The organism is Crenothrix polyspora, from assembly GCF_900163755.1.
GTDB lineage: Bacteria > Pseudomonadota > Gammaproteobacteria > Methylococcales > Methylomonadaceae > Crenothrix > Crenothrix polyspora.
Genome location: NZ_FUKI01000049.1, coordinates 1 through 20185, shown reverse-complemented (window position 1 = coordinate 20185; position 20185 = coordinate 1). Strand labels below are relative to the sequence as shown.

Genomic DNA, 20185 nt, shown 5'->3' with positions numbered 1-20185 from the left:
TTTGTTCCAGTTGAAATGTGAGTTTAGTAATCCAGATAGTGCTTCAATTTGTTCCATACTGATCAAAACGTTCGGCATCATCAGCTTAAGCTGAATCACAATGCTAACACCAGGGACAATTGTCTATAATTTAATACCATAACGCACCAACACAACAATCATCAGATAATAACAACCCGCAGTAACTGCCATTGAAAATCCTAAGGTTAAATAAAACGCTGCGCCTTTTTTTAACAACACGACCAAGCAAACAAAAAATACCACCGAAGGAATCGCAAACCACAGTACGCTACCCGCCAAATCAGCGACTTTGCCAGTGTCTTTCGTATCAACATACAACCACAGCATAGCCAAAGTAGAGGTAATCGGCAGCGAAGCCAATAAAGCCCCTATCATTGAGCTACGTTTAGACAATTCCGATATCGCCACAATCAGCACGCTGGTAATAATAACTTTGATGATCGCATAACTGGCTGGTGTCAGCATGGTTTTTTGCTCTGGGGATAAACAGATTTTCTATTTCGGTATTTCGTTATATTCCTAACGATTGCCACATCGCATCCACCTTGCTGACCACCGCCGGCGACATGGCAATTGTCCGCCCCCACTCGCGCGTAGTCTCACCTGGCCATTTATTGGTGGCATCAAAGCCCACCTTAGAGCCCAAGCCAGAAACAGGGGAGGCAAAATCCAGATAATCAATCGGCGTGTTTTCCAATATTGTTAAATCTCTGGCTGGATCCATACGGGTGGTAATCGCCCAAATCACATCCTGCCAATTACGTACATCCACATCGTCATCCACCACAATGACAAACTTGGTGTACATAAATTGCCGTAAATACGACCACGTCCCCAGCATCACGCGTTTGGCATGCCCTGCGTACTGCTTTTTCATGCTGATGACTGCCATGCGGTATGAACAGCCTTCTGGCGGCAAATAGAAATCAATAATTTCCGGAAACTGCTTTTGCAAGATGGGAATAAACACTTCGTTCAACGCCACGCCTAATATCGCCGGTTCATCGGGTGGACGACCGGTGTAAGTGCTGTGGTAGATGGGAGCATAACGTTGGGTGATGCGCTCTATGGTAAATACCGGAAAATGGTCGACCTCATTGTAATAACCGGTATGGTCGCCAAACGGGCCTTCGGGGGCGGTTTCGCCTGGATAGAGAAAACCCTCAAAAACGATTTCCGCACTGGCAGGCACTTGCAAATCACTGAGTAGGCAGCTGGCCACTTCGGTCTTGCTGCCGCGTAATAAACCGGCAAACGCATATTCTGATAACGAATCCGGTACAGGGGTCACCGCCGCAAGGATAGTAGCAGGGTCTGCGCCCAAGGCCACTGCCACCGGAAACGGCTGGCCAGGATGGGCTTGTTGCCATTCTTTAAAATCTAATGCGCCGCCACGGTGTGCTAGCCAACGCATGATGACCTTGTTTTTACCGATCACCTGCATCCGATAAATACCTAAGTTTTGCCGCTCTTTGTTCGGGCCTTTGGTGATGACCAGCGGCCAGGTAATCAGCGGTGCAGCGTCTTCTGGCCAACAGGTTTGTATCGGGAATACGCTCAAATCGATTTCATCGCCTTGCCGGATGACTTCCTGACACGGCGGCGAACTCACCAGTTTGGGTGCCATGTTCAGCACCTGCTTGAAGATTGGAAATTTCTCCCAGGCATCTTTCATGCCTTTGGGCGGTTCCGGTTCTTTTAAATACGCCAGCAATTGGCCAATACCACGCAGCTCGGTCACCGATTCTGCGCCCATACCCATGGCGACACGGCGCGGCGTACCAAACAAATTGCCCAGCACTGGAATGTTATAGCCGGTGGGGTTTTCAAACAATAACGCAGGACCGGCCATTTTTAAGGTGCGGTCGCAAATTTCGGTCATTTCCAAGTAAGGATCAACCGGCACGGTAATGCGTTTTAGCTCGCCTTGTTTTTCCAGTTGCGCGATAAAATCGCGCAGGTCTTTATATTTCATGCGGCAATGCCATTGTGTCGAAGTAGTGCGTCAATACTGGGTTTGCGGCCACGGAAATTGACGAATAATTCCATTGCGTTGGCGCTGCCGCCTTTTTCCAGCACATTAGTTAAAAACGCATGGCCGGTGTCGGCATTAAAAATGCCTTGCTCTTCAAATAACGAGAACGCATCGCTGGACAGCACTTCTGCCCATTTATAGCTGTAATAACCCGCCGCGTAGCCGCCGGAGAAGATATGCGCAAAGCCGTGCGCAAAGCGGTTGAATGCCGGTGCTTTCACTACTGAGACTTGACTGCGAACCTGTTCCAGGGTTTCGTAAATACGGCCACCTTTTTCAGGATCGTAATTAAGATGAATTTTGAAATCAAACAACGAGAACTCCAGCTGTCTGACCATAATCATACCGGCCTGAAAGTTTTTAGCGGCCAGCATTTTAGCGAACAAGTCTTGTGGTAACGGCTCGCCGGTTTGGTAATGGCCGGACATTAATGCCAAGGCTTCTTGCTCCCAGCACCAGTTTTCCATAAACTGGCTAGGCAATTCCACCGCATCCCATTCCACGCCGTGTATGCCGGATACGCCCAGATAATCCACTTGCGTTAACATGTGGTGCAAGCCGTGGCCAAATTCATGGAATAGCGTGATGGCTTCATCGTGGGTTAATAAGGCCGGATCGTTGCCGGTGGGCGAGGAAAAATTGCAGGTTAAATAAGCAACCGGTGTTTGAATGCCGTCAGCGGTTTTTTTACGATTCACACAATCATCCATCCACGCGCCGCCGCGCTTTTTGGCTCTGGCGTATAAATCGATGTAAAACTGACCGCGTAACTGGCCGGTTTTGTCGTGAATCTGAAAAAACTGTACGTCAGGATGCCAGCTGTCGAAGTCTTTAATTTCGGTTATTTGCAAGCCGTACAGCTTATTGACGATAGCAAACAGCCCTGGTAACACACGGGTAATCGGAAAATAGGCTTTCACTTGTTCTTCGGAAAACTCGTATAAATGCTCGCGCATTTTTTCCGAGTAATAACCCATATCCCAAGGCTGTAGATCGTCCATGCCGTAGTGTTGCTTGGCATAAGCGCGTAATTCGGCTAAATCGGTTAAGGCTTGCGGCTTGGATTTAGTGGCCAAATCTTCTAAAAAGCCAATGACTTCATCGCTGTTATCGGCCATTTTGGTGGCTAAGGACAGCTCGGCATAATTGTTAAAACCCAGCAACCGGGCTTTTTCATGGCGCAAGGCCAAGGTTTGTTCCATGATGTCGGTGTTGTCCCATTGCTTAGCGTTAGGGCCTTGATCAGACGCACGGGTACAGTAAGCGGTATAGACTTCCTGGCGTAATGCTCGGTTATCGGCGTAAGTCATCACCGCAGAATACGACGGAAATTGCAGGCTGAGCAGCCAACCGGTCTGGTTATCTTGGCTGGCTGATTGCTGGGCTTGTGCTAAAGCGGATTCCGGCAAGCCTGCCAATTGCGCGACATCGGGTATTAATTTCGTCCAGGCATTGCTGGCATCCATAAGATTTTCTTCGTACACACTGGCAAGACGGGTGCGTTCTTGGCTAATTTCTTGATAACGTTGTTTTTTATCGTCAGTCAGCGCAACACCGGATAAGGTGAAATCGCGTAAGGCATTGTGGATAATTTTTTGTTGAGCCAATGTTAAGCTGTTAAATTGTTCGCTGTCGGCCAGGGCGCGGTAGGCATTAAACAAGCCGATATTCTGGCCAATTTCAGTGGAATATTGGCTGAGTTTAGGCAGACAAGCATTGTAAGCGGCGCGTAACTCGTCGCTGTTGAGTACGGAATTAATGTGGCTGACCGGCGACCAGGCTTTATTGAGGGCATCGTCAGCGTTATCAATCGGTTCAATTAAATTTTCCCAGCTGTACTGATCGGTGGCTTGCAAGCAACGCTCAACGGTCGCACGCGCATCGGCTAATAATTGATCTATCGCAGGCTCGATATGTTCAGGTTTAAGCTTGGAAAATAACGGTAACGTGCTGTTTTGTAGTAAAGAATTGGTCATAAGAATCAGTGAAGGCACAGTAAAAAAAAGATGAGTCCAGCGGACGTTATTTATCAGGTGGGCTCATGAATAACGCTGTTTTGGATAAGTGATCGTGCCAACTGCGTTGGTTTTTATCAACCATCAGCCACAGAAAACCGCATCCAACTACTGTCCAAGATAACAGTGCTGCGCAAAAACGCAACAGCGCGTGTCGCCAGCTAAGGGGTTTTTGATCGACGGTGAGAATTTTTATTTTCCAGGCGCGTAAGCCCAGTGTTTGGCCGCCGTGTGTCCAAAACCAGCCATAAAAAGCAAAGCTAATGGCCAATAAATACACCGGAAAGAAAATCTGATTGGACGTGAAGGCTTGGCCAGAATTAAAAGGCAATAACAGCGCGGTAGCCAGAAATAAAACCGCGAGCAACAGTAAGGCATCATACACAATAGCCGCCATGCACCGCCAAAATCCAGGTGCAGACGCACGCGCTGCACTTGAATTTTTGGACTGCTTAGGCGTTAACTTAGTCAATTAAACTTTGAACAGTGATAGTTTTTGACCTAAATACATCGCCATGCCTACCAATGCCCCCATCATGACCAATGAAAAAATGAACGGCGGTCTATGGAAGACCAGTACGAAAAAATCGGTTAAAAACAAGCTGGTAAGCACGGGTTGATTGATTAAGCCATCAAGTATTTTTTTGAACATGAATGTTTCCTATCAAGTACACACATAAATTTTGTGTAGATGGTTAAAAAAAGAGCCGACCTGACTTTATTTTATGGCGGTTACGTGTCAGGATTGCGGGTAAATCAGCGTCTGATTCTACTATATTAGAAACAAATATTAAAGAAAGCTGCCTTTTGGGCTAGAATGTCGTTAAATGGTAGTGTTGCGCCATGTCGAACAAATCAACTAAGGGTTAAAGTTATTCTAAACTTTTTTAAAAAATTTATTAAATTGGCTGGGCATGACGCTGAGCTTGTTGACGAGACAGTTGCTGAGCAGGTCAGAGTTTATTCCCGATCAGAACACACTATTTCCAGGGCGCAAATCAGCGAAAATGCCTTGAAAGTACTGTATCGCTTGCAAAAAGAAGGCCATGAAGCTTATTTGGTCGGTGGTTGCGTACGCGATTTGTTATTAGGTCGAGAGCCAAAAGATTTTGATGTGGCCACCGACGCTAATCCTGACGAAATCAAACGTATATTTCGTAACTGTCGTATTATTGGCCGGCGCTTTCGTTTAGCACATGTACATTTTGGTAGAGATGTCATTGAAGTGGCAACGTTTCGCGGTGCTGGCGACCAGCAAGCCAGTGACTTACAAGTGCTAGACCGCGAAGGCCGGTTATTACGCGATAATATTTATGGCGCGATTGAAGAAGACGTTTGGCGCAGAGATTTTACTGTTAATGCGCTGTATTATCGGTTAAAAGATTTTGCCGTGATTGACTACGTGCAGGGTATGGCCGATTTAAATGCCGGTACTATAAAACTTATCGGTAATCCCGAAACACGTTTTCGTGAAGACCCTGTACGCATGTTAAGAGCCGTGCGCTTTGCTGTTAAACTGGGTTTTAACTTAGATGCAGAATGCCAAAAAGGTATTCACAGCGTGGTTGATCAATTGGCCAGTATTCCCAGTGCGCGACTATACGATGAAACAATTAAGTTGTTTATGTCGGGTTATGCGCTGCAAACCTTTGAAATGCTAAGCCATTACGGCTTATTTAAAATACTGTTCCCCAGTACCGATAAAAGCTTGTCCAGTAAAGATGGCGATGTGGCTAGGCAATTGGTAACCCGCGCTTTACAAAATTCAGACAGCCGTATCAGCGACGGCAAAACAGTCACGGCGTATTTCTTATTAGCCGCATTGCTGTGGGAGCCTGTACAAATGCGGGCTAAAAAATTAATGGCACAAGGCGTAGATGATTATATGGCGCATCAAGATGCCGCGAATGAGATTCTTGCCAAGCAAATTAAAAGCACCGCGTTACCACGCCATATCACTATGGCCATGCGCGAAGTGTGGAATTTTCAGGCTAAATTTGATGTGCGTGTGGGCTCTAAACCCAGTCGTTTAATAAGCCACCCGCGTTTTAGAGCCGGTTATGATTTTTTACTGCTTCGTGCAGAAACTGGCGGTGCATCTCCAGAAGTGGCCGACTGGTGGACGAAATACCATCTTGCTAACGAAACTGAACAACGCGCCATGACCCAGCCACCCAAAAATACCTCTGGCAGCAAGCCCAAGCGGCGCTACAACAACCGTAAACGTACTAGAGCCCAAGGTTCAGGGAATGACAGTGCAGAATAATGATATCGTAGCCCCCTCCCCTACAGCCGATACAATAATTGCCTACATTGGTATGGGTAGCAATTTAGCAAACCCTGTCGATCAACTGACACGCGCATACCAAACCATCGCAACAATAAACGGCGTACAGATACAAGCATTGTCAGCTTTTTACCACAGTCCTCCTATGGGGCCACAAGACCAACCAGATTATGTCAATGCCGTACTGGCAATAACTACCCAATTATTGCCGCTGGATTTATTGCATAGCTTACAGACAATAGAAAACCAACAAGGTCGAGCACGCGCTGAACGTTGGGGCGCAAGAACCCTGGATTTAGATATCCTGCTGTACGGTGACCAATATATTGTTTTACCGGAATTAATCATCCCGCATATAGGTCTTACACAACGCGCATTTGTGTTATATCCTTTATACGACATTGCCCCACAACTGCATATACCCGGTAAAGGCGATCTTAAAGATTTACGGTCACGCTGTCCGCTAGACGGTTTAAAACGCTTGGATTTATAACGTGCAACCTATTAGTAAAGCTTTAGCCATTAATGATCTCGCCGACATGAAACAGCGTGGCGAGAAAATCACTTGTTTAACCGCTTACGATGCCAGCTTTAGTAGCTTACTCGATAAAGTCGGTATTGATGTGATCTTGGTAGGCGATTCCTTGGGTATGGTTATTCAAGGCCAACGTACAACCGTACCGGTTTCTATTGCCGACATGGTCTACCACACCCGCTGCGTGAGCCATGCCAGACAACGCGCATTTGTTATGGCTGACTTACCGTTTATGAGCTATGCCACACCTAAGGCAGCCGCTAAAAATGCCGCCAAACTCATGCAGCAAGGTGGCGCACACATGGTTAAACTGGAAGGTGCAAAATACGATTGTGTCAGTTTTTTAGTGGATCAAGGCATTCCGGTATGTGGGCATTTAGGTTTATTACCACAATCGATTAACCAGTTGGGGCGTTATGCAGTGCAAGGCAAAACGCAAATCGATGCTGATAAAATAGTTACCGATGCCTTAGCCCTGCAACACGCGGGGGCGACATTATTAGTTTTGGAATGTGTACCGGCTGTTTTAGCTAAGCAAATCAGTACGCAGCTTAATATTCCCGTAATTGGTATCGGCGCGGGGCTAGACTGTGACGGTCAAGTTTTGGTATTGTATGACATGCTCAATATTGGCATCGCTAAACGACCACGATTTTCTAAAAATTTCATGAATAATGTGACTTCCATTGAAGCGGCGATTGCTGCCTATCAACAGGCTGTTAAATGCGGTCACTTTCCAACACCCGAACATAGCTTTTAATAAACATGGAAACAGTTACTACCGTTGCACAGCTGCATGCCGTCATTAAAGAATGGCGGATAGCAGGTGAAAGTATTGCCTTTGTACCGACAATGGGCAATTTACATTTGGGGCATTTAAATTTGGTTGAGGCCGCTAAAAATCATGCCGATCGTGTGGTCGTTAGTATTTTTGTTAATCCCCTGCAATTTGGTGTCATGGAGGATTTTGGCAGCTACCCAAGAACAGAAGACACCGATCAACAAAAACTAGCCGCTGTACAGACCGATCTCGTGTTTTTACCTTCGGTGGCGGATATTTATGCGTCAGGTGCAATGACCACCATAGTTGTTGAGGGTTTATCTAATTTATATTGCGGCGCATCCCGTCCTGGTCATTTTTCAGGCGTTGCCACGGTTGTCTGTAAGCTGTTTAATATGGTTCAACCCGATGTTGCTGTGTTTGGTGTTAAAGATTTTCAGCAACTGATGATTATTCGCACAATGGTGATGGACTTAAATATACCCGTCGATATCGTCGGTGTAGAAACCACGCGTGAAGACAACGGCTTAGCGATGAGTTCTCGCAACAATTACTTAACTGACGCTGAACGGATAACCGCCGCCAAATTGTATCAAGTACTGTGTAGAGCACGCACAGCAATATTAGTAGGTAATCAAGCTTTAAAAGAAATTGAAGTGGATTCGGTGTTTTTTTTGCATAAATCCGGTTTTCACCCTGAATATTTTAATATTTGTCGCAGCAGCGACTTAAAAAGAGCAACAGCCGATGACCGAAGATTGGTTATTTTAGCAGCGGCAAAACTCGGTAACGCCCGATTGATTGATAATATCGTTTTTTCAAAATAAGCCATTGATGAACAATAGGCGTACTTTACAAGAGAGCTATCAGTATGGCACTGTATTTTTGTCAAACGCCATTGGGTTGCATAGGTATTGAAGAAGAAAATAACGCGATCATCGCTGTCGTTTTTAATAACGAGCCACGGCCAGAACTGATAAATACTAAGCCAACCGCCTTAACACAAGAAGCTATTTTGCAGCTTAATGCCTATTTTGCTGGCACACTCAAAATATTCTCTTTACCGCTTGCGCCAGCTGGCACTGTTTTCCAGAAAAAAATTTGGCAATTATTGTCTATCATCCCGTACGGTGAAACGTTTAGTTATAAAGATTTAGCGATTGCAGCGGGAAATGTTAAAGCCGTGCGAGCAGTTGGCCAGGCGAATAATAAAAATCCCATCCCCATTTTTATTCCGTGTCATCGTGTAATCGGATCAAACGGTAAATTGGTTGGTTACCGAGGTGGCTTAGCGATGAAAGCACAGTTGTTAGCGATAGAACAGCACAGCGCATAGCATAGCATAGCAACACGTTGCTGCAAAAGGCTTGAAATATAAACAATAGCGGTGGTGTTAGTCTTTGGATGCGCTAGAAAAGACACTTAAGTGTATTTAACCATTTATCCACTAGTACCCTGATTATTAAGTGCAATCCCTAGAAAACACTCTAACGCATCACGCATAACAAAGCCATACAGATAGGCTATACTGAAACTGCGTTATAATTCATAAAATGCAGGGAATGGTATTTATCTTCTAAGTTAAGGTAACGAACTACCCTACAACTACCAAAGTTTGTAAATTTAATTCAGGAATGTGTACCATGAAAACTAACGTATGGAAAATAGCTTTGTTAAGTACGTCTTTATTGTTAATCGCACCTGTTATCTGTGCGGATAACTGGCAGCCAATAGACCGTTATCAGGTAAAAGACGGTTTAGTTAAAGATGTTAAAGCAGGGCTGATGTGGATGCGCTGTAGCGTAGGGCAAAAATGGGATGGTTCGCGCTGTCAAGGCGAGGCAAATCGGTATACTTGGGAGAAAGTGATGCAAACACCAACGCACTTCAGCTTCGCGGGCTATAAAGATTGGCGTGTACCCAGCCATAACGAGTTAAAATCCTTGGTAAATTGCAGCAGCGGACAAGTCAACAGGCTTGATAAATGGCATAACCAGTGTGGTGGCGACTACGCCTCACCCACTATCTCGCAAACCGCATTTCCTCAGACACCTGATAGCTGGTTTTGGTCATCATCGCTGCCAATGGAAGACTGGTTTGGTGCATTTCCATTTACCTATTTTGGTCATTACGCCTGGATTGTCAATTTTAATAACGGCTTGGACATCACCAGCCACAGGGATGACAGCGGCCACCTGCGCTTAGTACGTACCGGAAAATAATACCCTACCCGCCCTTATCCGCCTTCACCTAACAAACCAAACACCATCAATACTCGCTAAATATAGGCTAGCCATCTAAATAAGAACGAACAACAACGTTTTTAATTAGTGTAATGATTAAAATTACGCACAAGCTCAACCTGTCAGGCTTCAAAAATCTGACAGGTTTATCTTGTGGTATTTAAAATTAAAATGGTCACAAAGCACTTCCGCTTTAAAAATAATCATAGCCCTGTGTTTTCTACCGCCAACGCAGCCGATAACGTTACTTTAATGTGGCTTAATTTAAAACTTATCTACCTATTTCTTGCATTTTAAAAAAAAGCGAACAAGCATTTTAGTTAGTGTTAAATCTTAATAATGTAAGAATTTACTGACAAAATGTCAGAAAATAAAACCAATTAACTGGAAAATACGTTAAGCTTTTAGCTTTCTTTACCCCACCCCGCATGATGTCTATTTTTTTACACAAAAACCCCTAAAAACAAAACATATCGCAGCCTATTGTATTGATAAATAATATACAAACGAAATATCTGTAAATTATTATTAGCATTTTTCAAAAAAATTAGCTTGCACTTTAAATATAGAATATTACAATACCATGACAAAAAACCTATTGTTACTCGGTGCTTATAGCAGCATAAATATTTTTACGGCCAGCGGTGGATTTTAACTTTAAATACACAAAGTGCTAGTCGCCTAAATATTAAGACAATCGGTAAGCTTAAGCCTTCATAGCGTCTCATTCTCGCCATTAGGTCAAAATTTAAAAACATAAGCGTAACTTTTTAACTGGCTTGCGCCGCTAGTGTTTTTTATTTGAGTTATATGTATGTAAATTGGGCGCTGTTGTTTGACAAGCCTGTTACGCGCACTTGATCATACTAAAAATGCGAAAATCGGCCAAACTGGCAACCATACGCTACTAGTAATCAGTCAATTTTATTTTGGCAAGTGTGAATTTTAAAAAACCCTTCGTGGTGAGCTTGTCGAACCTGAGCCACACGTCCTTCGACAAGCTCAGGACGAACGGAGTATTTTACAGTACTCGACAAAGTAAAAATAACTAAGTACTAGTTGGTAGCCGATAAAATTACCGATTATTTCCACTCTCGTTAGGGAAAACCATGTTTGACTCCGTAATAACCGTACACAGTGCAGCTGAAAATGCCAGCGTTTGGACGTTAATATTCACTATTTTATTGGCATTTGTACTGTCAACACTGCTCGCGTACGTTTATCAAAAAACCTTTCGGGGTCTGTCGTACTCACGCAACTACATACAATCCATTGTACTTATTTCAATTATTGCGGCAGTTGTCATACAGTCGGTGGGCGATAGCATGTCGCGTGGTATCGGTATTATGGCAGCCATGTCGATTATTCGTTTTAGAACCAACTTTAAAGATCCACGAGATACCTTATTTATGTTTGCTGCGTTAGCAGAAGGGATTTCTTGTGGCGCTTATGCTTTTCCGGTTGCTATTGTTGGAACGCTGGGGTTTTCTATTGCCAGTATCATCCTGTATTACTCGCCGTTAGGCCCCAACAGTTATTTTGACGGTATGCTCAGATTCAATTTACCGCTTGAGGCTGAAAGTAAAAAACAATTAGAATTTTTATTGGATAAATATTGCCGCGTTTTTGCATTAGTAACGCTACGAGAAGTGTCTCAAGGTAAACGTCTGGATTATGCCTACCATATTAAATTACGTAAAAAAATGAACTACGAAGACTTTATGATAGAACTCAAAGCCATTTCAGGACTTGAAGGCCTGAGTTTAATGATGCAAGAAGCAACCGTTGACTTATAAGGAAGTCGATATGAAAAAATCACTATTGCCTATTTTTTGGATTATCGCGTTAATTGGCATGTTTACACTGGCCGATTCATTCAGCCTTAAGTCAGAACATTTTTTCGGCCTCGCGGACAATCGAGAGCAAAATATCAACTTCGAATACCCAGTTGAAATCATACAAACGCTGGCAGTAGAAGGTGAAGATACGCTACAAGGCATGCCTATACTTGAGGTAAGACGCAATGATTTAGCCTCAAGCCAGAGTACGCTGGATGCACAAATCAGGAAACTTGAGTTAGACAAACAAGAAACGCAAGCCACCATCACCAGTAAAATAGAAAGCTTAACTGCCAATAAACAATCCACCTCAGCGGATATTGATCAGCAAATCCATGCCCTTGAAACCCGTAAACAACTTAATTTGCAAAAGCGTATTACCTTAGCAGATATTTCAGACATAGCAATTGACCTTTCACAAGTTGTGCCTGAAGATGCTGAAATTAAAGACTTAGAAAAAAAGCGCCGTTATGCCATACAATCAATTCAAGCTGAAATTAATAATTTAACCGCGCAATTAAACGCGACCAGCAGACCTGTCGATGCACAAATTGCCGAACTAAAAGGCAATAAAGCCGAATTACACAGGCAAAATCAAAGCTTGAGAGTCACTGCACAATTTAATGGCCGTATTGGTAGTGTACATTTTAAATCCGGCGATCTGGTTGCCGCTTATCAGCCGATCATGACCGTGCATAGCGCCATACCGCGTAATGTTAAAGGCTATATTCACGAAAATATTCTTAATGAAGTTAAAATAGGTCAAACGGTTTGGGTCAAATCCATTGGTCTTGATCATAACGCCCCCCCCTTAGAGGGTATTGTTGAAAGTTTAGGTAACCGTATTGTTGATTACCCTGAGCGCCTTAAAAAAGATCCACAAGTTAGCACGTGGGGCCGCGAAGTCGTGGTACGATTACCCAATAAAAACCCCTTGCTGTTTGGCGAAAAAGTAGATATTACCCTTACCCCAAAAACACCTTTTAAATGGCCGAATATTATTAAGTCCGCTCAGGCATTGATTAACAATTTAAAAAAGCCTGAATTATTGCATAAATCACAGATGGCAACCCCCGATATAATGAACAATATAGAAGCGTCGGCCTTACTTTGGAATGCCAAAGAAAATCATTATTTATTACTCAGTGATGAACAAGATAATAACAAACCAGGCATTTTTATTTTAGACAAAGACACCGCCATTACCGAAAGATTAATCTTGCAAGAAGATACGTCAATTGACGATCTGGAAAGCATCAGTGCGGATGGCGATTATATTTATGTCAGTAGCTCATTGTCTTATAACAAAAAAAACGAACTAAAAGCCAAACGTAGGAAATTATTACGCTTTAAATATCAACAGCACACCAGCACCACGCAACAAGAAATTGATTTATTTGATACTCTAAGCAGCTTAATAAAAACGCAGCCAACCTCCCAGGTTGCCACGTTTTTAACCCAGGCTATATCCGACCACAGTATTGATATAGAATCACATTTTGTTAAAGACAATGCGCTGTATATTGGCTTTAAAGCGCCTTTTATAAACAGTACCGCTGCTGTCATCATTAAAATAAACAATCTGGAGGCTGTTTTTGCCGGCAACAAAACCACCGCTGATATTTGGCAAATCATTGCATTAACCGACCCCGATACCGGTGAGCCCACCCAGTTATCTGATATGTTATTACTGGATGACCAATTAATATTACTCAGCGTGTCGCGTTCGTCGTCTAAAAATAGCCATTTATGGCGTTATTCGCTCAAAGACAAGGCACTTACAAATCTGCACCAGTTTGCTGGCATAAATGCCGAAGGTGTCACTTATCGCCCCGATTTAGGCGCTGTTGTTATTGTTTTTGATGAAGGCAAAGGTCAGACCTCAAAATATCAAACCATTAAAATACCGGACGTAGGCACAATAAAGTAATCATGAAATTTAGGACGCTCTTGATTCCACTGGTATTGGTGACGGCTCCAACGCTGAGTTTTGCAAACTTATTACCCAACGTTAATAACTTCTTACTTGCCGGACAAGCTGATCTTAATGATGTCAATGCAGAACGAAAACGAATTCCCGAATTAAACGGGGTAAGCTCATGGATTGAAGAGGCGCAAATTAGAATCAATGCCGCTGATGAGGGTCGAGATCCCACCTTAAGCAAAGGTATTGAAGATATTAACTCCCAAAGCTATGGTCTTAGAATAAAACCCAAAGCATGGGGGCAACGCGATGCCGAGCAAAAAATTTTGCAACTGCGTGCTAAGCAAGAAGATGTGCAATACAACGAAGCCCTCAATAGCGAATTAAGCCGCCGTTATACATTGGTGTTAGAGCTGATTAGCCAACAAAATCAAACCCGCTTTCTACTCGAATCAGATAATTTATTAAACAAACAGGTACAGCTTAATCGTAATTTGGTTAACAGCACCGACTTTAACGAAGAAAATCTACTGGATGTCGAAATTGCTTTTGAACAAACCAAAGATTTACTGGCGTTAAACTTAGACCGTTTAAATGATTTACAACATAAATTAAATCTGCCGAAAGATAGCCTTGAAAGTTTGGAAAAATCCAACACCCAATGGGATTGGCTTATTGATGTGCCAACCATGCAAAAAATTATGGCACGCGCTATAGAGCCGCAACACGCACCCGATGTCATCAAATCCCGTTTAGACTTAGAACAGGCCAAAGCCGAAAATCAACACAAAAAATCCACGCAACAAGTGGGAATTAATTTACTTCGGTTTCAAATAGACGATACTAACGACCCGAAAAAAGAGCTTAAATTAGGTTTTATGGTCGGTGTCAACATTCCTTTGGGTGCAGAAAATTTTCAAACCACCGAAACACGCCATGATATGTATGATGCGCGTTTTAAACTCCATGACAGTGTTTATACCGTAACACAAGGATTGGATGAAAAACGTGCCAAAATGAAATGGCTGTTAGACGAATGGCAAGTAACTCAAACACACATTGATAAAATCACCGCACGGTCACAAAAAAATTACGCCAAACTCAATCCGCAATTAGCACTGGCTTTGCATATTGAGCATGTTAAAAAACTCAAGGAACTGTTAGATATAAATCAAGAAGCGCTTACGCTTTACTTGAGTTATCTAACCATTGCTGGTCAGTTAATAACGCCACCCTTACGTAATTGGTTACACACTGAGCTTCTGGAATTGCATCCAACAGCAAAAAACTTAACGCCTCATACAACACACTAAAACACGACTTCGATGTCAAAAACCATCCAACTGCCTCCGGTATTAGAGCGTTACGAATTAAAATACAAAATACCTTGGTCTTATGTTGAGCCGATTACCCAATATTTACTCAATGAGGGCATGACGCTGGATGACAATAATAAATTGACTACTATAGCCAATACCAAATCTGAAGGCCTTGGTTATTGCCGATTTGATGAGTATTCGGTTAAGGCCGAAGCGGATGACTATTTTTATCAGGTTGGCAGTTTGTATTTTGATTCGCCCGGCTATGAGTTTTTACAGCAACGCATTGGCGGTAAAGAAATACGCTTTAACATGCGTATCCGTTTTTACGGTGACGGTAAAAAAGGTCCGTATTTTTTAGAGGTTAAACACCGCACCGGCTTATCAGGGGTAGTGACCAAATACCGTGCAACGGCAAAAGATCATCAATGGCCGCACATTTTGACAGATCCGGCTTTTAGGCCACCTGACTCAGATAGTGCGGGTGAAAAAAAGAACAAAGAGTTGTTCTTACGCTTGGCAACTACCTACGCAATTGAACCCAAAATACTCACCACGTATCTTAGGCGTGCATTTTTTTCCACTATTGATGAATACTCACGAGTGACGATGGATGTGCATATGAAATACCGTCCTCAAAGTGACTTCATTTTGGACAATACTTACGGTATGACGCATTATGATAATGAAACCATTTACGCCACCAATACCAAAAGTGGTGATGCCAGTGTGGTATTAGAATTAAAATGTATGGTTGGTGAAGTGCCGTATTGGATGTTAGACCTGATACGCCGTTTTGAGCTACAGCACAGCGGTTTTTCCAAATACGCCAGCGCGACACTGGTATCGCATTTTGATAACGGCGATTGGTTTATGCCGTTTGATCGTGAAACGTGTTTTGCGGCGTTGGATGATTAAAGTCTCTCAGTATCTGCTTCAAAATGTAGGGTAGGCAACGCTTTTCTGCCCACCCTTGCGCATCAAAGCGTTTATTCTGTTGTGGCTATTGTTTTCCCATACAGACAATTATTTTGAACTTAACGGCTACCAACCTACTCAAGCGTTACCCTAAAAGTAACAAGCCCAGTTGCACCAGGTGCTAATGCGCCTGTAAACCGCCATTCTATATCACCAGTGCCGCCCGCTGTATCGGGTTTGGCGCATGGAACAGGCGCAACAGAAGCAGGGGTAATTTTGGTACAGTCCGTCAGCGCATTGGGTAAAACATCGGCTAAGGCAGAAATAAACGTAGTATACGTGGGTGTAATATCTTTAATAACCAGGGTCTTAACCGGCGTTGCGCCATTATTGGTATATTGGATTTGGTATTCCAAAACTTCACCTGACTTGGCGGTATTACTCACTTGCCAATTAATAACGGCATTAGCCGGATCAGCCTCATCGACGCTCACATTACGTACTCTTTTTTTCAATTCAAGCGCTGCATCAGACACCGTGGTTAAATCGTGGCGATTATACACAGTGGTCAAAGCTGGCGCGGCGTTGGTGTAAACAAAGCTGGCTTTCACAGGGGCTAAGTTACTCACCCCTGATGCCGCATTGGCAGGAATAAATTCTTTAACAATCAAACAAATTTTTTCACCTTCCAATACCTTAATAGCTGTTGTCAGCGTTAGCACTTCATTGCTATCTAACGTACCATTACAATTGGTATCGGTATACAGTGTCTCACTCCAACCCAGTATAACAGGGCTGGCCGTTGCAGGTGGCAAGCTGAAAGTAACCGCACCCAGTGTGCCGGCAATAAAACTATGCGAATAAGTGATGGTATTGCCTGGCGCACTACTTTTTACACCGTCGGTAAGAAACTGATTAGGCGGCACATCGCCAAAATTAAGCGTACTGTAAGAGTTGGCTTTTTGATATTTAAATTGCATCATGTCGGTACTACGAACATACGCAATACCTACAGCACCTGCAACACTGGTCAATGCGGTATTGGTTTGGCTTGCCCCTGTAGAAAGATAGGTTCCAGGACTGCTTGCATTAGTTTCTTGTAAGCATAACTGTACACCATTCACAGTGCTGGAGGGTATATTAATACTGTAAAAACCTTTACTGTCAGTTGTGGTTTTACCCAAAATAGTGTGCGTAGTACAATCAGTCAGTGTCATCTGAGCATCAGCAATACCCTGCTCGCCACTGTTTAAAACGCCATTATTAGCAAAAGTATCGGCATTGCCTTTGCCGGTATCTAAAAATACAGTACCCGATACCGTATCGAATGTAGTGTCCGGCAGTAAGCCACCAAATTCTGAGGTAGAGCCATTAACACTGGTTGCAGTCGCTGTTAAATTAGCCACATTAAGCATTTCTATCGATGGATTGTTTAGCGAACAACTGAAACTGCCATTACCGTCTGCAAAACAACTGCCAAGATAGGTTTTACCTTCATAATGTCGGCTCTTATCATTTCTACTGGCAACCAATTGGAAATCAGGTTGCGCACTATCGGCATTATCGCCAATAAAGAACTCAATAATTGCCCCACCAAAACTAGCAACTGGCTCACTGTCACCAATATAACCACTGACCATCAGAATTTGACCCAATTTATTAGCGTTAACAATAACGGGGTAATCCATATTGTCATTAGGTAATGAATTATCTAGAGTGCCATTATTGGGAGTAATAAAAGGACTAGTACCTTGATTAGTATTTTGCGCAGCGATTTCAAGATCAATACCAATTTGCGCGGTGATTGTTTTACCACTCACATTTCTGATGCTGTTTTGCCCACTGTTACCGTTATCATAAATAGAATTCTGGCTAAAAGTATTTTGTTTAGGATTAAAATCCTCATTAGTGACAGAAGAAACCCGAACCAATATACCTGCACCATAATTAGAAAAAATCTCATTACGCGTCACCTTCGCCAAGCTACCGCCCAAACGTATACCGGGCGTTTCTATAAACTCTGCCCCGCTCATGCCTTTGCCTTTTGAAAAGCCATTGTTCTTAATCGTGTTATTGCTAATGACAATATTATTCTGACGACTGTTATCAATACCAGACGCACCGTTATCACTAATTAAATTACCCGTAATAGTGTGATTGCCCCCGTCACTGATGGTGGAAATACCGTCCATACTGCCAAAATCATGGAAATCGTTGCGGTTAATTTCGTTATTACTGACTGTAAAACTACTGGCTTTACGTAACACAACCCCCGTGCCGTCATTAAAGCCGATAAGGTTATTTTGTATTGTGCCAGCACTGGTATTTTCCACAATAATGCCGCTGCCTAATGTATAGCCACTGGCCGGTGCTGTGAACGCTTTTGCACTTGCGCCCAGCAGGTTTTTTTCTATCAATACATCGCTACCCGACACATGAATATTGCCCGAAAATACACTGGGATTAGCAATTAAATTTTTACCGAAACCTACAATAGACAGTCCTCGCACGGTGTTACTGCTGCCTTGCAGATCAAGACCATAAATAATACTATCACTCACACTGGGGGTTAGCTGTATTTCAGGGCCATCGACGGTAGCAAGACTTAACGCATCCACCCCCACCGTACCACCTTTACCCAGCACAGCACTGTTAGTATCGCCGATCAGTGTGGTTTGTGTTGTGCCATCAATCGTAGTGTTGCTGTCGGTGCTGGCAGGCAGCGCGGTAATTGCGCTGATAATAGCAACGCCACTGGGTAACTGATTGCTTAATCCGGCACGAAGTCCTGGATGAGCCACGCCATCAGAAATCATAAACAACGAAACTTCTTTGCCCGCCGCTTGGCCAACTTGTACCAACCCTGCATTAGTTAAAGCATTGCTGTTAGTAATAAATTGGCGCAGCGAGCCTTGGCCTGTGTCATTTTTATTAACGATGCTATCAAAATTGTAGCCAAAATCGATACCGGTAACAGAGCCGCCAACCACTTTAACCGCACTAATACTTTGCGCTTGGCCATTTATTAATGCACCAGCGGTGTAGCGTCCAAACGTCGCTGTCGCCGTACTGATGGTATCGCCAGAACCTGCATTATCGGCATCTATTTTTGTGGGATCTTCCCCACCCACCCTATCCAGCACATCGGTAATAGTGCCGGTAATATCATCGGTACGATAGGTTTGTACGGGTATTAATCCAGGCGTATTTCCTGGTCTTGACGACGGCACGGTATTATTAACCACGCGCACATAATGGGTATTACCCGCAGTAACGCCGAAAAGCACATACTTTCCTGTTGCATCGGTAAATGTACTGGTAAGGTAAGCGCCGGTGCTATCGTACAGTTCTACCTGCACATTATTTAAACCGATACCACTGGCTGTTGCCAATGATCGCCCGCTACCACCCCCGTAGTTAACATCTTCAAACACTGTGCCTGAAATACTCGTTCCCGATAATATAACCGGAGTGACACTGGCTTTATCTGCACCCGGTGAGGCAGGGACTGTTGAACCATTGGTTGAGGTATCAACGCTCAATACATTGGGGGGCTGAATCAGCACGCCATTTAAAAAACTGTGCCCAGGGTTGGGTGTTGTTCCGGTACTGGTAATGGCACTGGCGTAGGCAGAATTATTTTGTGCCACAGCAGGAACAGAGGCCGCATTTGGATAGCTGATTCTGGCGGTAAAACTGATCGTACAACTGGCACCACTGGCCAATGTATCGGTACCCGCCAGCAAGGCAAGCTTGTTGATGCCATCAAATTTATTAGCACCGCTATTATTGGCGGTGCAGCCTGCTGTTGCCGTTGGCCCAGTCTGTATTGCAATACTGGTCGGCGGCCCTGCAACAAAGGTATTAGCAAGACTGTCTACCACCTGTACATAAGGCGCACTAACACTGTCTTTATTAACCAATTTAAGCGTGTAAGACACATCAAACGTTGTGGCATCAATGCTTTTTACTGCGCCTGCACTTTTTACCACATCTATTTTCGATGCTGTGAAGGCACAACTTGCGCCGTCACTAGAGGATGTACCGCTTGATTTATTAACATAGGTTGCCTGTCCTGTTGTTAAGTTAACTTGATAGAAATTACCTGTATCGTTATAGACATAAAATGTACCGCCAGCATCAAAAAAAACACTGCCTACTGAATCGGCGGTCATACCTAAAATAGGCACAGGGGGCGCTACCGTAGCACTAGTACTCAGTCACTCTTTAAATGTCGAATAACAGCCCCCATAAACAAGTTTCACGTAA

16 protein-coding genes are annotated in these 20185 nt (G+C 43.6%); 10 read left to right on the top strand and 6 right to left on the bottom strand.

The window, feature by feature from the left end; all coding sequences use genetic code 11:
- Window positions 1-123: 123 nt before the first annotated feature.
- Genes CRENPOLYSF2_RS03215 through CRENPOLYSF2_RS03195 form a run of 5 tightly spaced genes read right to left on the bottom strand, consistent with a single transcriptional unit; the run spans window position 124 to window position 4723 of the window.
- Complete coding sequence (locus tag CRENPOLYSF2_RS03215; protein ID WP_087142524.1) at window positions 124-486, bottom strand: DUF3147 family protein; 363 nt, start codon at window positions 484-486, stop codon at window positions 124-126.
- Window positions 487-532: 46 nt separating this feature from the next.
- The gene (gene ubiD, locus CRENPOLYSF2_RS03210; protein WP_087142523.1) at window positions 533-1996 is read right to left on the bottom strand and encodes a 4-hydroxy-3-polyprenylbenzoate decarboxylase; all 1464 of its coding nucleotides are present in this window, start codon (window positions 1994-1996) and stop codon (window positions 533-535) included.
- Window positions 1993-4032: an oligopeptidase A gene (gene prlC, locus CRENPOLYSF2_RS03205; protein WP_087142522.1), complete on the bottom strand. Its 2040-nt coding sequence runs from the start codon at window positions 4030-4032 to the stop codon at window positions 1993-1995. Before prlC ends, ubiD begins: the two co-directional genes overlap by 4 nt.
- Before the next feature lie 46 nt (window positions 4033-4078).
- Entirely contained in the window at window positions 4079-4543 is a 465-nt protein-coding gene (locus CRENPOLYSF2_RS03200; RefSeq protein ID WP_272867680.1) for an RDD family protein, read from the bottom strand.
- Window positions 4544-4723: a hypothetical protein gene (locus CRENPOLYSF2_RS03195; protein ID WP_087142520.1), complete on the bottom strand. Its 180-nt coding sequence runs from the start codon at window positions 4721-4723 to the stop codon at window positions 4544-4546.
- 165 nt (window positions 4724-4888) lie between these two features.
- Here CRENPOLYSF2_RS03195 and pcnB point away from each other — a divergent pair, with 165 nt between their 5' ends.
- The 10 genes from pcnB to CRENPOLYSF2_RS03145 all read left to right on the top strand — a co-directional run bounded on the left by pcnB (window position 4889) and on the right by CRENPOLYSF2_RS03145 (window position 15916).
- Entirely contained in the window at window positions 4889-6337 is a 1449-nt protein-coding gene (gene pcnB, locus CRENPOLYSF2_RS03190; RefSeq protein ID WP_087142519.1) for a polynucleotide adenylyltransferase PcnB, read from the top strand.
- Window positions 6327-6851 carry a 2-amino-4-hydroxy-6-hydroxymethyldihydropteridine diphosphokinase gene (gene folK / locus CRENPOLYSF2_RS03185; RefSeq protein ID WP_419185539.1) on the top strand — a complete coding sequence of 175 codons (525 nt, stop codon included), beginning with the start codon at window positions 6327-6329 and terminating at the stop codon, window positions 6849-6851. Before pcnB ends, folK begins: the two co-directional genes overlap by 11 nt.
- 10 nt (window positions 6852-6861) lie before the next feature.
- Window positions 6862-7653 (top strand): 3-methyl-2-oxobutanoate hydroxymethyltransferase, encoded by a 792-nt coding sequence (panB, locus tag CRENPOLYSF2_RS03180; protein ID WP_217884055.1) that lies wholly within the window; start codon window positions 6862-6864, stop codon window positions 7651-7653.
- A 5-nt stretch (window positions 7654-7658) separates the two neighbouring features.
- A complete protein-coding gene (panC, locus tag CRENPOLYSF2_RS03175; RefSeq protein WP_087142517.1) occupies window positions 7659-8501 on the top strand; it encodes a pantoate--beta-alanine ligase in 843 nt (280 codons plus the stop codon).
- 44 nt (window positions 8502-8545) lie between these two features.
- Window positions 8546-9010 carry a methylated-DNA--[protein]-cysteine S-methyltransferase gene (locus CRENPOLYSF2_RS03170; protein WP_087142516.1) on the top strand — a complete coding sequence of 155 codons (465 nt, stop codon included), beginning with the start codon at window positions 8546-8548 and terminating at the stop codon, window positions 9008-9010.
- Window positions 9011-9317: 307 nt separating this feature from the next.
- Window positions 9318-9896 (top strand): Lcl C-terminal domain-containing protein, encoded by a 579-nt coding sequence (locus tag CRENPOLYSF2_RS03165; RefSeq protein WP_176371015.1) that lies wholly within the window; start codon window positions 9318-9320, stop codon window positions 9894-9896.
- Window positions 9897-11026: 1130 nt separating this feature from the next.
- Window positions 11027-11713 (top strand): DUF4956 domain-containing protein, encoded by a 687-nt coding sequence (locus tag CRENPOLYSF2_RS03160; RefSeq protein WP_087142514.1) that lies wholly within the window; start codon window positions 11027-11029, stop codon window positions 11711-11713.
- A gap of 10 nt (window positions 11714-11723) precedes the next feature.
- Window positions 11724-13685 carry an HlyD family secretion protein gene (locus tag CRENPOLYSF2_RS03155; protein WP_087142513.1) on the top strand — a complete coding sequence of 654 codons (1962 nt, stop codon included), beginning with the start codon at window positions 11724-11726 and terminating at the stop codon, window positions 13683-13685.
- A gap of 2 nt (window positions 13686-13687) precedes the next feature.
- Window positions 13688-14992, top strand: a complete 1305-nt coding sequence (locus CRENPOLYSF2_RS03150; protein WP_087142512.1) for a TolC family protein — start codon at window positions 13688-13690, stop codon at window positions 14990-14992.
- A 12-nt stretch (window positions 14993-15004) separates the two neighbouring features.
- Entirely contained in the window at window positions 15005-15916 is a 912-nt protein-coding gene (locus CRENPOLYSF2_RS03145; RefSeq protein WP_087142511.1) for a polyphosphate polymerase domain-containing protein, read from the top strand.
- A gap of 134 nt (window positions 15917-16050) precedes the next feature.
- Here CRENPOLYSF2_RS03145 and CRENPOLYSF2_RS03140 read toward each other — a convergent pair whose 3' ends face one another.
- Window positions 16051-20106, bottom strand: coding sequence for a right-handed parallel beta-helix repeat-containing protein (locus CRENPOLYSF2_RS03140; RefSeq protein WP_140396778.1), 4056 nt, complete (start codon window positions 20104-20106; stop codon window positions 16051-16053).
- Window positions 20107-20185: the final 79 nt, after the last annotated feature.

Coding starts and splice junctions, on each gene's coding strand:
- CRENPOLYSF2_RS03215 (WP_087142524.1), bottom strand. CDS start 486: ATGCTGACACCAGCCAGTTATGCGATCATCAAAGTTATTATTACCAGC.
- ubiD (WP_087142523.1), bottom strand. CDS start 1,996: ATGAAATATAAAGACCTGCGCGATTTTATCGCGCAACTGGAAAAACAA.
- prlC (WP_087142522.1), bottom strand. CDS start 4,032: ATGACCAATTCTTTACTACAAAACAGCACGTTACCGTTATTTTCCAAG.
- CRENPOLYSF2_RS03195 (WP_087142520.1), bottom strand. CDS start 4,723: ATGTTCAAAAAAATACTTGATGGCTTAATCAATCAACCCGTGCTTACC.
- pcnB (WP_087142519.1), top strand. CDS start 4,889: ATGTCGTTAAATGGTAGTGTTGCGCCATGTCGAACAAATCAACTAAGG.
- panC (WP_087142517.1), top strand. CDS start 7,659: ATGGAAACAGTTACTACCGTTGCACAGCTGCATGCCGTCATTAAAGAA.
- CRENPOLYSF2_RS03170 (WP_087142516.1), top strand. CDS start 8,546: ATGGCACTGTATTTTTGTCAAACGCCATTGGGTTGCATAGGTATTGAA.
- CRENPOLYSF2_RS03165 (WP_176371015.1), top strand. CDS start 9,318: ATGAAAACTAACGTATGGAAAATAGCTTTGTTAAGTACGTCTTTATTG.
- CRENPOLYSF2_RS03160 (WP_087142514.1), top strand. CDS start 11,027: ATGTTTGACTCCGTAATAACCGTACACAGTGCAGCTGAAAATGCCAGC.
- CRENPOLYSF2_RS03155 (WP_087142513.1), top strand. CDS start 11,724: ATGAAAAAATCACTATTGCCTATTTTTTGGATTATCGCGTTAATTGGC.
- CRENPOLYSF2_RS03150 (WP_087142512.1), top strand. CDS start 13,688: ATGAAATTTAGGACGCTCTTGATTCCACTGGTATTGGTGACGGCTCCA.
- CRENPOLYSF2_RS03145 (WP_087142511.1), top strand. CDS start 15,005: ATGTCAAAAACCATCCAACTGCCTCCGGTATTAGAGCGTTACGAATTA.